This is a genomic window from Shewanella decolorationis (genome assembly GCF_004354305.1).
Lineage (GTDB): Bacteria > Pseudomonadota > Gammaproteobacteria > Enterobacterales > Shewanellaceae > Shewanella > Shewanella decolorationis.
The window spans coordinates 3,607,429-3,620,090 of the sequence record NZ_CP037898.1; the positions used below are offsets into that span (position 1 = coordinate 3,607,429).

The 12,662-nt window shown below is 44.4% G+C and carries 14 protein-coding genes; 7 read left to right on the forward strand and 7 right to left on the reverse strand.

Annotated elements, in window-relative coordinates:
* Positions 1 to 276 precede the first annotated feature (276 nt).
* Together EYR25_RS16140 and EYR25_RS16145 are read right to left on the reverse strand one after the other, a co-directional pair.
* Entirely contained in the window at positions 277 to 765 is a 489-nt protein-coding gene (locus EYR25_RS16140; RefSeq protein WP_011623029.1) for an FKBP-type peptidyl-prolyl cis-trans isomerase, read from the reverse strand.
* A gap of 209 nt (positions 766 to 974) precedes the next feature.
* Entirely contained in the window at positions 975 to 2,267 is a 1,293-nt protein-coding gene (locus EYR25_RS16145) for a lytic murein transglycosylase (RefSeq protein ID WP_165953511.1), read from the reverse strand.
* A 407-nt stretch (positions 2,268 to 2,674) separates the two neighbouring features.
* Here EYR25_RS16145 and EYR25_RS16150 point away from each other — a divergent pair, with 407 nt between their 5' ends.
* Together EYR25_RS16150 and EYR25_RS16155 are read left to right on the forward strand one after the other, a co-directional pair.
* Complete coding sequence (locus EYR25_RS16150) at positions 2,675 to 3,034, forward strand: DUF2750 domain-containing protein (RefSeq protein ID WP_011072081.1); 360 nt, start codon at positions 2,675 to 2,677, stop codon at positions 3,032 to 3,034.
* A gap of 57 nt (positions 3,035 to 3,091) precedes the next feature.
* The gene (locus EYR25_RS16155) at positions 3,092 to 3,733 is read left to right on the forward strand and encodes a hypothetical protein (RefSeq protein WP_023265712.1); all 642 of its coding nucleotides are present in this window, start codon (positions 3,092 to 3,094) and stop codon (positions 3,731 to 3,733) included.
* 177 nt (positions 3,734 to 3,910) lie between these two features.
* Here EYR25_RS16155 and EYR25_RS16160 read toward each other — a convergent pair whose 3' ends face one another.
* Positions 3,911 to 4,855 carry a chemotaxis protein CheV gene (locus tag EYR25_RS16160; RefSeq protein ID WP_023265711.1) on the reverse strand — a complete coding sequence of 315 codons (945 nt, stop codon included), beginning with the start codon at positions 4,853 to 4,855 and terminating at the stop codon, positions 3,911 to 3,913.
* 222 nt (positions 4,856 to 5,077) lie between these two features.
* Positions 5,078 to 5,692 carry a class I SAM-dependent methyltransferase gene (locus EYR25_RS16165; protein WP_023265710.1) on the reverse strand — a complete coding sequence of 205 codons (615 nt, stop codon included), beginning with the start codon at positions 5,690 to 5,692 and terminating at the stop codon, positions 5,078 to 5,080.
* Between the two features lie 96 nt (positions 5,693 to 5,788).
* Between EYR25_RS16165 and EYR25_RS16170 the strand changes: the two genes are divergently transcribed.
* The 5 genes from EYR25_RS16170 to EYR25_RS16190 all read left to right on the forward strand — a co-directional run bounded on the left by EYR25_RS16170 (position 5,789) and on the right by EYR25_RS16190 (position 9,055).
* Positions 5,789 to 6,340: an LON peptidase substrate-binding domain-containing protein gene (locus tag EYR25_RS16170; RefSeq protein WP_133181425.1), complete on the forward strand. Its 552-nt coding sequence runs from the start codon at positions 5,789 to 5,791 to the stop codon at positions 6,338 to 6,340.
* Between the two features lie 122 nt (positions 6,341 to 6,462).
* On the forward strand, positions 6,463 to 7,131 hold the full coding sequence (locus EYR25_RS16175; protein WP_165953512.1) for a sigma-70 family RNA polymerase sigma factor: 669 nt from the start codon (positions 6,463 to 6,465) through the stop codon (positions 7,129 to 7,131).
* On the forward strand, positions 7,124 to 7,819 hold the full coding sequence (locus EYR25_RS16180; protein WP_133181427.1) for a ChrR family anti-sigma-E factor: 696 nt from the start codon (positions 7,124 to 7,126) through the stop codon (positions 7,817 to 7,819). The genes EYR25_RS16175 and EYR25_RS16180 overlap by 8 nt, the downstream gene beginning before the upstream one ends.
* 528 nt (positions 7,820 to 8,347) lie before the next feature.
* Positions 8,348 to 8,521 (forward strand): hypothetical protein, encoded by a 174-nt coding sequence (locus EYR25_RS16185; protein ID WP_023265706.1) that lies wholly within the window; start codon positions 8,348 to 8,350, stop codon positions 8,519 to 8,521.
* A 273-nt stretch (positions 8,522 to 8,794) separates the two neighbouring features.
* Complete coding sequence (locus EYR25_RS16190) at positions 8,795 to 9,055, forward strand: hypothetical protein (RefSeq protein ID WP_133181430.1); 261 nt, start codon at positions 8,795 to 8,797, stop codon at positions 9,053 to 9,055.
* A 187-nt stretch (positions 9,056 to 9,242) separates the two neighbouring features.
* Here the strand turns inward: EYR25_RS16190 and EYR25_RS16195 are convergent, their stop codons facing one another.
* The 3 genes from EYR25_RS16195 to EYR25_RS16205 all read right to left on the reverse strand — a co-directional run bounded on the left by EYR25_RS16195 (position 9,243) and on the right by EYR25_RS16205 (position 12,652).
* Complete coding sequence (locus EYR25_RS16195) at positions 9,243 to 10,715, reverse strand: nicotinate phosphoribosyltransferase (RefSeq protein WP_133181432.1); 1,473 nt, start codon at positions 10,713 to 10,715, stop codon at positions 9,243 to 9,245.
* Positions 10,716 to 10,725: 10 nt separating this feature from the next.
* The gene (gene prs, locus EYR25_RS16200; RefSeq protein ID WP_133181434.1) at positions 10,726 to 11,613 is read right to left on the reverse strand and encodes a ribose-phosphate diphosphokinase; all 888 of its coding nucleotides are present in this window, start codon (positions 11,611 to 11,613) and stop codon (positions 10,726 to 10,728) included.
* A 325-nt stretch (positions 11,614 to 11,938) separates the two neighbouring features.
* The gene (locus tag EYR25_RS16205) at positions 11,939 to 12,652 is read right to left on the reverse strand and encodes an NUDIX hydrolase (RefSeq protein ID WP_133181436.1); all 714 of its coding nucleotides are present in this window, start codon (positions 12,650 to 12,652) and stop codon (positions 11,939 to 11,941) included.
* Positions 12,653 to 12,662: the final 10 nt, after the last annotated feature.

The window sequence follows — 12,662 nt, forward strand, 5'->3', positions numbered from 1 at the left end:
GCGGATCGCTTGTTTGGCTTGAGCGCAGGAAAGCCCGTGCTCAAGCCTCGCCACGAAACGTGGGCATAAGTTTAGCGGTGAATCCTTTGCACAAAAACCACGACGTTGATTGCGAAACTGTGATTGCAAGATTTTGATTACAAACCATGGCTTGCAAAACAAAGCATTAGCGCACAAAAAAGCCCAAACCTAGGTTTGGGCTTTTGTTTACTTATCTGGTCGTTATTCCCGGGCACGCCTGCTGTAGCAGAGTATTAATGGGAGAAACCACACAGATTAGTGGTGGTGACCGCCTACACCGTGGGCATGACCGTGAGCGATTTCTTCATCGGTCGCATCACGAGCGCCAACCACTTCGATATCGAAGGTTAAGTCACGGCCCGCTAATGGATGGTTAACATCCACAGTCGCCATAAACTTACCCACTTTGACGATAGTCACTTGGCGTTGACCCTGATCAGTATGAACCACAGCCGTCATGCCTGGCTTCCACACGCTAGCGCCTAACAGGTGCTTCACAGACACACGTTGCTGCGCCGCTTCACCTTCGATACGTTGACCATAGGTTTCAGTACATGGCAGAGTAACAGTGAATTTTTCACCAATCGCTTTACCATTAATCGCATTCTCAACACCAGGCATCATGTTGTCATGGCCATGTAAGTAAGCAATCGGCTCGCGACCTTCGTTTGTCTCGATCACTTCGCCTTTTTCGTCGCGCAGAGTGTAGTTAAACTGCACAACCATATCGTCTTTAATGCTCATCGAATATCCTTTGATTTGCTTCGATTTCAAATGTCGGCCGAGCTTAACAAAACTGGCCTTTGCACTCCACTGTTTTATCCCTGCGATGCCTCACCAAAGCTTAAGCGGCTGCGGATTAGCAGGCCTCGCACCTAAAGTGGCATAGGATTGCGTTAACCATAACCCACTTGCGGCAATATTCGCAGGAAGTACGACACAACCTAAATACTTTAGAGTGAAATCCCCAGTGCGCTAAAGACTTCAGGGCTTGGAAAACCGTCGGCAATCATATTCTTACTGCGCTGGAATGCTTGGATCCCCGCCGAAGAGTTACGCCCAAGTACGCCGTCGGGCTTTCCGACATCGAAGCCTGATTCATTCAGCTTGGTTTGCAACTGTTTGATTTGCTCGCGACTCAAACGTGGCTGCTCGGGCGGTGCCACTTTTAATGGTTCGCCGCCATTAATTCTATCGGCCAAATGACCGACGGTAATGGCGTAAAACTCGGAGCGGTTCCAACGCATGATCACATTGAAGTTCTCATAGCCTAAAAACGCGGGGCCAGTATGACCCGAGGGCAAATACAGCGCCGCTTTCATATCGATAGCGGGTAAAGGCAGTCCATTACTTTGCACGACGGATTGCGCCGCCCATTGGGATAGCGGCTGCGCCTGTTTGGCGCCAAGGTTTTCATAGCTGAAATTGCGCGGCAATATCACTTCTCGCCCCCAACGCTCATTGCGTTGCCAGCCTAAGTGCTGCAAAAAGTTCGCCGCCGAGGTAAGTGCATCTTCGGTGCTATTCCACAAATCGGCCTTACCGTCGCCATCCCCATCGATGGCATATTTTGCATAGGCCGAGGGCATAAACTGGGTGTGACCCATAGCGCCGGCCCAAGAGCCCACCATAGTGCTCTTATCAAAGCCGTATTTTTCTTTTAACTTAAGCGCTTGCATCAGCTCAGTCGTAAAATAGCCACTGCGACGCGGCTCACAGGCCAAGGTCGCAAGAGAATCTAACACGGACATTTTGCCTTTGTAGGAACCGTAGTTAGTCTCTAGTCCCCAGAAAGACAGAATATATTGTGGCGGTACACCGTATTCCTGCGCCAATTTATCGAGCAGCGCGCGGTGTTTTTTCAGTAAACGGCGTCCTTCATTCACCCGCCAATCGGTCGCCCGCTTGGTAAAATAGTTGTTGAAGGTTTGACTAAACTCGGGCTGAGCTTGGTCAAGCTCAATCACTTTAGGCACAAACTGCAAACTGGCGACTGTGTCTTGGATAGTGGCTTCGGATAAGCCTTCGGTACGTGCGCGCTCCTGTAGGTTAGCCACACAGGTCGGAAACGCCGCGGCATGGGCGGCGATAGTGTCACTGAGCGGCATTTCTTGCACGGCGGCCTGCGTCTCGGCGATCGCAGTTTGAGTCGTACCGCCGGAGGTTGGCGCGCTCGAACACGCACTTAAGCTCACACACGCGGCGATGCTGGCGGCAAGATAGGACATTCCTTTCAGTTTGATCAAATCAATTACTCCTACAGTCAGCGCTAAGAATGTATCTTAGCTGAGCGAGGCAAGAGGTGAATCCCCCCGAGCCAAGAGAGATACGATATTTAGCCATAAACAGGTTGCCGCTGTGTTGATAGGTCAAAAAAACAGGGCAACGGCCAAACATCCACGAAACTATTTTCTCCCCCAGAAAATCAAGTCAGATACTCACCAACAATCAATAATCCTTATTGGTGCCTCTGCTCGGCACATCCTGACCCATAGCGCCCGCTAACACAATGCTTATCACCACAAATCGCCGGATAAATTCACTTATTGCTCAGTTAACCAACAGCAAAAAAATCTTAGCAAAGAATCCCTTGGACTATCTATCCGTTGCCGTATAATGGACAAGTTAACAGCATACTTCAAAGAGACCTATCATGACTGAAATCAACGCGGCGTTGGCTGGCTTTATCGAAAACGTAAAAGAACATCAAACACTCTGGGGTTTGATGGATGAAACTGGCGAAGGCTGGGTCGTTTGTGACTCGGGCGAGTTCGAAGATACTGATGTTATGCCTTTATGGTCGAGTGAAGCGCAGGCAAAATCTCACTGCACCGAAGAGTGGAAAGACTACCAAGCGGTGGCCATTAGCCTCGAAGAATTCCTCGAGTACTGGGTATCGGATCTCAACGATGATGGCGTGTTGATTGGTGTTGATTGGCAGAGTGATGAAGACTGCTTAGAGTTAGATCCTATCGTTCTGGCGAAAGATTTAGTTGATGTTGAAGAGGTTTAATTCCATCAACCAAAACAGCATGTTTAAGGCATCAAGGGCTGAGGTATTTAGCTCTTGATGTCCGCTTTCCCTTGTATTGACATTCCCTTCGATAAACGTCACCTCTGTTGGTTTTGCGGCGAGCCGTGCAAAGACAGATTGGAATATCAAGCAGAGTCACATGCGCCCCACCCGGCTTTAGCCGTTCCTTGCTGCGCCGAATGCTTAAAACTGGCTAAAAAGCATACCTTAACCTCTATCTGGGATTGCCGTGTGGCGGTTAAAGATGCCCTAATGACCATTTATGCCAAGCACTTAGCCATTGGGATTAATTGGACGGAGGAAGAGCTAGCCGAGTCTGAGTTTTCCTGCAAAGTGTTTGAAGGCTTTAAAAAAAGCGCTTGGATGATGTATCAAATTGCCCGCGACAGAATAAACTTTCCGGGCTGGCCGATACAACTTGAAGGGGTTGAACTCGAATGCCAGTTAGACAGTACTCGCTTTGAGTTTGATGGGGTGACTTACACCTCTTTACCCGCGGCGATTCACTACTACAGCCAGCAATTCTGCTTAGATCCCGTATTTTTTGCCGAGCTTATTCGGTTAGTCGGTAGGCAGAGATTTAACTATGCTCTCAGGCTTGCGCGGATCCATATCGCCGCCGCCAAAGAGATGAAGCGCCAAGTCCTTGCCGATGTCAAAGCCGAACTCAGCCAATAATTCGTATCGCGGTAAGTCGTCTATATCACAGCAAATAGCCCGAGTTACAGCCAATAGTACGAGCCACAAGTGAAATACTAAAATCGAGTGCTGAAAATAACGAGGCCGTCAATCGCAGGTTGCTCAGTCGGCCCATTGATTTCACGTTTTATTGAGCAATCGGTTAAACCCGTGGCGTTATTTGCCAATAACTTGTTTTAATCTGTCCTGCACCACTTCCACCAGCAAGTCGGGCTGGAACTTAGAAATAAACCTGTCGCAGCCAACCTTCTCCACCATAGCGTTGTTAAAGCTACCGCTGAGCGAAGTGTTTAAGGTGATAAATAAGTCCGCCATCGCCTTATCGTTACGCACTTCATAGGTCAGCTTGTAGCCGTCCATCTCCGGCATTTCAGCATCGGTTATCATCATCAAAAGCTCTTTGGCGACATTTTTGCCTTCATCACGCCATTTTTGCAGTAAATGCAATGCTTGTAGACCATCGGATGCTTCAATGATTTCGATCCCGAGTTGGCCTAAGGTCTCACGCACTTGGCGCCTTGCAGTCGACGAGTCATCGACAATCAGTACCTTTCTGCCTGGCATTTTATCTAACAGACTTTCATCCAACACCCCTTCAGAAAGACGAACATCATAATGGATGATTTCTGCAAGAACTTTCTCAACATCAATAATCGACACTAATTGCGACTGACCTTGATACTCAATACGCGTGATAGCGGTAAGATAATTATTACGCCCTGCCGTTTTGGGCGGTGGCATAATATCGCTCCAGGTCATGTTGATAATGTGCTCGACCTTACCAACTAAAAAGCCCTGCACGCTGCGGTTATATTCGGTGATGATCATATTGGCATCATCTCCTGGAGGCACAGTTTTAAAGCCGATAGCTGAACGTAGGTCAATCACCGGAATCGACATACCACGAATATTGGCTACCCCAAAAATATGTGGATGACTACCAGGCATGGCATTCAAAGGTGGCAATTTTACAACTTCTTTCACCTTAAAGACGTTAATTGCAAATAACTGCATGGAGTTAATCCGGAACAGCAACAGCTCTAGTCGATTCTCACCGACAAGATTGGTGCGTTGGTCTACCGTTGCCAATACATTTGCCATAATGCTGCTTCTCTACTCTGGAGGAAAAAATTCCCTCAGCTGCTAAGGATTAAGCAAATTATAGCGGTAAACTTGCAATGAGAACCATGTGACATGTCGATTTTATCTAAAAATTACAATCACTCTGATAGCTAAATGATGATATTTTTGCTTGTTTCACCATTTCTGCCAGAATCGGGGCATCAAACTCGCTATGTGAACTGACAATCTTACCCTTTGGATTTAAGCAAGGCTTTTTTGAGCCAATACCATGCCACTTAGATTGAACAGATTTCTATCGCATAAAATGTTAAATCCCGCCTGACGCATTCCAGATAACCACTCTTGGTGGTTAAAGCGATTCTGCTGTGGATGTTCAAATAGTTTTCGACTCAAGGGATTACAAATAGCTGCACGGTATAAATCTTCCACCACAAAATAGCCATTGGGCTTGAGTACCCTTGCCACTTCAGCAATTGCTGCTTGCCAATCAGGAATATGGTGAAACACAGCAAAATTGAACACAACGTCAAACTGTGAGTCTGCAAAAGGTAATGAAGTAGCATCGGCAACGGTAAAATCCAGTTGTTTCAGCCCATGGGGTGACTCTTGCCAACGTGCCTTTGCGGCAGCGATCATCTCGGGATCAAGATCGACGGCAGTGACATGCTCTGCACCAAAATGGTCACGGATCAACTGAATGCCATTACCAAAACCACAACCAATTTCAAGAGCCTGTCGTATATCAGGGTGCGGCTTTGGCATCATTGAGGTCAGTAACGGCGCTTCGATATGATTTTGTAACCAAAAGCGCAGTGGATGTTGAACTAACTTTTTCTCGAATGGGTTTAACTTCATGATATCCCCTTATATGAGTAGCTTATTAGTTGAATCACTGATCAACTTCTGATTATGGTACGTAATGATATAGACATAAGTTCATCTGAGGCCACTATGAAATTACCTCTTTTTCCTTTGCCCATTTGTCTACTGCCAGAGGGATATACCCAGTTACGTATTTTTGAGCCACGCTATAAACGCTTAGTGGCTGAATCGCTCAAATCTGGTGAAGGCTTTGGCTTGTGCATGACGTCTGAAGAAGGGAAAACCCTATATCCTATCGGAACGCTAGCGCATATCATTGATTTTGAAACCTTACCCGATGGTATGCTCGGGATAAGTATTCAAGGGAAACAACGTTTTACCCTAGGTGAAATTGCTGTAGAACCTGATGGCTTAAAGCGCGCTGAAGTTAACCTTATTGATAATTGGCCAACGGCAGCAATCGAAGAGGATGAACGTTACTTGAGTGAAATGCTGCAAAACATACTAAAAGAGTACCCGCAACACCTTCAGCATTATCAAGTAGAGCAATTTAAGGATATTACGTGGGTATGTCAGCGCTGGTTAGAGATCTTACCCGTACAAGCGGCTGAAAAGTACACTTGTATCAATGCATTGGATCATCAATTAACGCTGGATTTATTACGCACAGTTATTAACTAAATTTGAGTGATCCATCATCTCACTCACTACGTATTGCTCCCTATGCTTATCGAATATCGACCGTAAAGAGATATCTTTTGTGATGTTCTTGCTGGATTGAACCTTAAGTAAAGAGCCGAATAATGGAAAATTTTCAATCACATTTAGCGCAAAATCGCTATGATAGGCAGTTATCATCCCCTATCGATATGGCTATGGAAAACGACCACACAATTTCGACAGCCAACGCGCCAAGTACAGAAACGGATCCTTTGACTAACGCACTTGTAAAAGTTGCGAATCAAAGGGATAAGGCCGCCTTTGCAGCCTTGTTCAGACACTTTATGCCCAAGATCCGAGCATTTGGTTTGCAAAGATTAAATCAACAGGGTCTTGCCATGGACCTAGTGCAAGAAACCATGACACTTGTTTGGACTAAAGCCCATTTATACAACGCAGACAAAGGCTCGGTAACGACTTGGGTATTTACCATTATGCGCAATCAGTGTTTCGATATGCTCAGACGTATTCAACACAACCGTGAAGATGCCTTTGGTGATGATATTTGGCCAATTTACGATGTTGCTGTAAATCAAGAAGACAATAAAGATCATAAATTTACTGCAAAACTACTTGCACATTTGGATGCCCTTCCCCTTGCACAACGTCAAGTGGTTCAAGGAATTTATATGCAAGAGCTCACGCAACAAGAATTAGCGGATGCCTTAAAAGTCCCGATTGGTACGATAAAGTCGCGACTCAGATTGGGGTTAGAAAAGCTGAAAAGCTTTTTGGAGATACAACATGATTAAACATCATCCCCATACCGATTTATTATTATCCCATGCACAAGGTGAATTACCTTTGTCCATGTCCATCGCAGTTGCAGCTCACTGTGCCCTATGCCATGAGTGCCAATCTCTCGTTAGCCGATATACAGATCAAGCGGCCGAACGCGCATTTTTAGCACCTAGCGAAGCCACTATTGAAAATGGAACAAGCGAAACCGATTCACCACAAGATGACGCTTGGTTGCAAATGCTATCGCACATTATGGCCTTGCCGGATGCCGTGCAGCAAGAAGCTGACCATTCTGTCAGTCCGACAGTTTCTGTTAATCACAAAAATGTGCGTTATGAAATACCTAGAGTATTTCGCCAACATATTGCCCATCCATGGCAACAGATTGGTAAAGTGAGCAGAATGCGCTTTGATGTGGATGAAAATAATACCCGTGCGAGCCTCTTACATATTGATGCCCAGGGTGAAATCCCACAACATACCCATAAGGGATATGAACTTACCTTGCTATTAGCTGGCGAGTTTTCAGATCTACACGGCCATTATGTTCCCGGTGATTTCATTATACTGGATGGTAACACTCAACATTCACCCATTACGAAATCCGGATGTCTCTGCTACACCGTATTAGATGCACCGCTATATTTCACTAAAGGGCTCAGTAAATTATTGAATCCGATTGGAGAGCTCATTTATTAAATTGGTCAATAACCAAACCGAAAAAAAATAAAACATATACGCAACAATTAATGCAACATTAAAACACCGATATTTCCTGCTGAGTAAAAAATAAACTTGCCAGCGGGAAATTTGCTGTTATACTGCGCAGCGTTTTGAGAAGTATCTTGTCGTTATCCTTTTTATATCGGTTTGTACATTGCCAAAAGTAATCGCAAACATGATCCTCACAAAGAAAGCCTACTTCAAGTAAGTCCCACAAAAATAATGAGTTAATGATTTTTAGCGTCGACTCAAAAACCGTGAACTATTTAATTCAGTCAATGTCATAGTATTGTCATTTTACTATGGTCAACTGGACTAATTGAGATATTCAATTGACATAATCGCTGATTTGCATTAGTTATCATTAACGCATCTCTTGATTAATGCTCTTGGAATGGGTAACCTCAAGACACATTAGTATCATCTTTCGCAACTATGCTAAGGATATTTTATTGTTATAACTTACTCACCTCAGTGTGAATTTAATTAAAAGGAGTGTGGCCTATGTCATACAAAATTAACGGACATGAAATTACAGTGAACTTTCCTGTAGATTCTATTTCAGTCAACAAAACCTCAATTGCTTTTACTGATAGACAAGGTAAAAACAAGCAGACTTTTTCAAAGCGCACCGAAGCCTTAAACTTTATGAAATGGCTATTATCGGCGAATAAATAAGTCTATATTCGTACTCCTTCGAGTATCAACAACAGTATTTAGGTTTATTCGGTTCCCATTTTCCTCACTATACCGAAGCCTAGTTGCTGCACAAGATAGCTTAATATCACGATTCGCTATCCCTCTTCACGTCGATATGACGAACTCGTTTGGTTCAGCCAGTATCTCTCTCACATAGATACACGCTGAACCAAATGTGTATTAATCTAGATCAAACCAAACCTCTTTAGCTTTTGCTAATATCTTCACACTTTCCTTTTGTGCAGTATTCTTATGTCAAAACCAAATACCAAGACCGCTATGCAACAGCTTATCGCTCAAATCCAGCAAGCAATTCCGCTGAACTTAAATGAAGCGCAAATGTGCCAAGGTGAGTGTTTAGGGTGCTCTAAAAAAATGCTTGAAATGTTGGATGCGGAAATCAGCTATTGGCAATACACCGATACAAGACCTGGCCTAAAGGACTTAAAACACCTCGAAAACATTGGTCGTCGAACTTATAAAATACTTAAACGAAACAAGCTAATCTCTTAGGTTTTTACCATTTAATTATGTTTGACTCGCCCATTTCGCAATAACTGCGCCATAACATCCTAACTTGTGAAAGTTGACTGGCAAGCGTATTCACATAAAAACGCATTGCCAGCCTATTCTTTTTCCGATTATCGATAGTGATTTAGATGGTTTAATACAGTAAAGCTTCAAACCATAAGCTGCCGGCTCAGCGACGAGATGCCACTAATCTTGCACGAATATCCGCCAGAGAATATTCCATTAATAATTCTCCATCGGCAAATACGGGAACAAACTCGCAATTGTTGACGTCTTGCCAGCTCGCTTGGTCTTTAAGATAGAACTGACCTTGCGCATCTTTAAATACAGCCACTAATCCCTTAGCGGATTTTTTAGTGCCGTCATCGGTTTTAGGATCTTTAAAGATTTCTCTGTCTTTGCCATCGACTTTTGCAAAGGTTGCTTTCACAGCATAACCGTCAGTATCTCGGGTCACGTGTTGATAGGTAAAACTACCAATCCCAAACACGATATTTGTCGAAGCAAAACCTTTAGCCTTTAAGCCTGCGCAGATAGCTTCAGCACGTTCAATGGTGATTGAATCGCCATAAATCAGTCCGACATGGCTATCAAGTAATTTATAACCTTTGGCTGTTGTACTGCCTCCAAAGACATCCCACAGACACTCAATAGCGCCTTTATATTCGGGACTCCCGATGGGTGCTTGTGGATCGCCACAAATGATCTTAACAGGACACCCGGTATCAGGTCTAAACACCACTTTGCCCTCACGGGCAAGAATCCGGTCTTTTAACGCAATCGTGAACTCTGTCATCACCTGCCAAAAATCCCAAGAATCAGAAACGATACTCACAATGCCGCTAGGGTAAATATCTTCTATCAAACGGCGGAACGTCTCTAATTCGTTCTCCATGCCACCTGCACACATCACGCTATGCTCAGTTGCAGCCACACTGCCACCGACAAGTTCTTTATCACTATCAGCAAGGTAATATTGTTCAAGAAAATCAATTGCAGGGATAGTATCAGTGCCTGTAAAACTGAGTAAATGAGCGGCGCCGCTCATAACCGCAGCCTCAGCTCCGAACATGCCGCGGAAACTAAAATCATGGCCCTGCCAATCAACAAAACCTATGTCGCCATCGGTTTCTAGCGCGTAAGCCTCAAATATTTTGCGGTAATGCAACGCGGTAGTGGCGCTAGTACACATTCCCCAAACATTTGCAGAAAGAATAGTTTCGAGGTAATTAGTCAACCAAAAGAACCGCTCATCGGTATTGTACAAAACCAAGCAAGGCACTTTTAATGGATACACAGAACCTTCCGGCAATGCCATGATTTTTATTGGTAAATAACCTAAATCATGCAACTCCTCAATATGCTGAGTACCGACATTATTTGGTCCAAGATAGTTATTAATACGGCGGGAGAATTGGCGGATCACTTGCTCTTTGGGCTGCAGAAAGAAATCGCGGTTCCAACTGTCAATTAAGTAATGCTTGATAAAATACTGCAGACCAAAAAACACCATTTGATCTGTATAACCACGACGGGATTTACGGGCGGTCAAGTTACTAAAAATCACTTGAGTATTATCGGGATATTGACGACGGTGGTCGACTTTGTAGCCATCAATGGCGGTAACGGGATTCAAATACATCATATTTTCCTTAATAATTCATATAACTCAAAACAGCATGGCAATCACAGAACTCGCTCGAAATATGTGTGGGAGTGCCTAAACTATCTGTACAAAATAACCTATCTATACCCGCATCACGCAGGGCTAACTCGTTGGCCTTATCTTCATAATGTGACACGATTAAAATGACGCTTTGGGCCCCCTTCTGCTTTAACTTAATGGCAAGTTCAATAAAGGTTCTGCCACCCGCGCAAATATCATCGACGATTAAGCAGGTTTTACCCGATAAATCATCACAGAACACTTCGGTGGCAATAATATGACCATTGACCACATCACGATGTTTGTCGGCCCTGATCACTGGCATTCCTTTTAACGCCTTAGCTAAGCCGAATACTTTCTTATTCGCTCCTGCATCGGGTGACACTAGCACTAGCTCACCGGTTAATTGGGCGGCTATCGCGGCGACAAAGCTATAGTTATCGATTACCTGTACTCGGTCTAATAATGCGGCAGTGACATCGCTGTGCGGGTCAAAAACGCTGACTGAAGCATATTGCTGCTGATTAATTAGACTGGCATAGACTTTTACCGATAAGGCCTCGCCCACATTACAGACTCTATCTTGACGGGCTCCAGGCATATAAGGCAGTAAAAGGTCGATCTGCTCTGCACCGCTACGGCGTAATGCATCAGTTAACAACAAGAGCTGGATCATGGAATGATCACCGCGATATCCAAAATAGATTGTGACGCGTTTCGCTGGAGAGACCAGCAGTTGAACATGATTCTCCCCTGCACCAAATTGAAATAAACGGTAGTGATTTTCATCGCTAGCGGCAGGGAGTCGATAAAAATTAGCCTGCTGATGTGATGGGTTAACTGCGCCTTGATACGTTTGAATGCCTAGAGACATATACACCTCCTGTCTATGCAAGATTGCTGCAATATACAGCACTCTTGTTGTCTACGAACAAATAATGTCTTATGGACACTAATGTGTAAAGTTGATTTTTAGACTATTTTCTACGGGATAACGGTAAGAGATAGACCTAAATTGCATATAATGTCTTTAAGACACTATATACAATTTAGCAATGATAATGGGGAAATGGGTATCGAAAAGTAAAGAATGGACGTATTACGGCAACATCGGCGGCTACATAGCCCTGATAATTCATGCTGCTGCACAAACAGTCTCTATTATTGCTCTGGGTAACAGCTTTAAGTGGCCAGCACAGCTAACATTCTAGATTTCTTAAGAATCGATAGGATGCCGTATCCGACTTCAAACGGTATAAATTGGCTGGACGGCCACGTTCAGTACGTTTTAAGCCCGTATCAATCAATAAATCGGCCTGTTCCACTCGCCGACGGAAGGATTTTCCTTGGATAGGCTTACCCAGCAAGGCTTCATGTACATGCTGCAGTTCTGGCAAAGTGAAAGGTTCTGAGAGTGCAAAGCCTGGCACTAAGGAATACAAGGCTTTCTGGGTTAAACGTTCGCGCGCTTGCTTGATTAACTGCAAATGATCAAACGCTAAGGGCATCTGTAACACATCCTCTAATGGCCACCACTTAGCATCACTCACCGAATCAATCTGAATTTGGCAGGCTTGATAACTCATCAACGCGGTATAACACACAGTCACCGACCAGCCTCGCATATCGCGATGACGATTACCAACAGTACAAAGTTGTTCAATATAAGGCGGCACTACTGCCGTTTTTTCCTGCAATTTGCGTAACACCGCTTCCTCAAGAGATTGGTCGCAAAGTTCGTCAATAAACCCTCCAGGTAATCCCCAAAAACCTAAAAAAGGATGATTTGAGCGTTGCACTAAGAGTACTTTAAGTTGCTGATCATGATAGGTAAACAATACGGCATCAACCGTCAGTAGCTGAGCCTTAAAAGCCTTAGGATCGTAATTGGCGAGATATTCTGCTTCAGTCATTAGTATTCCC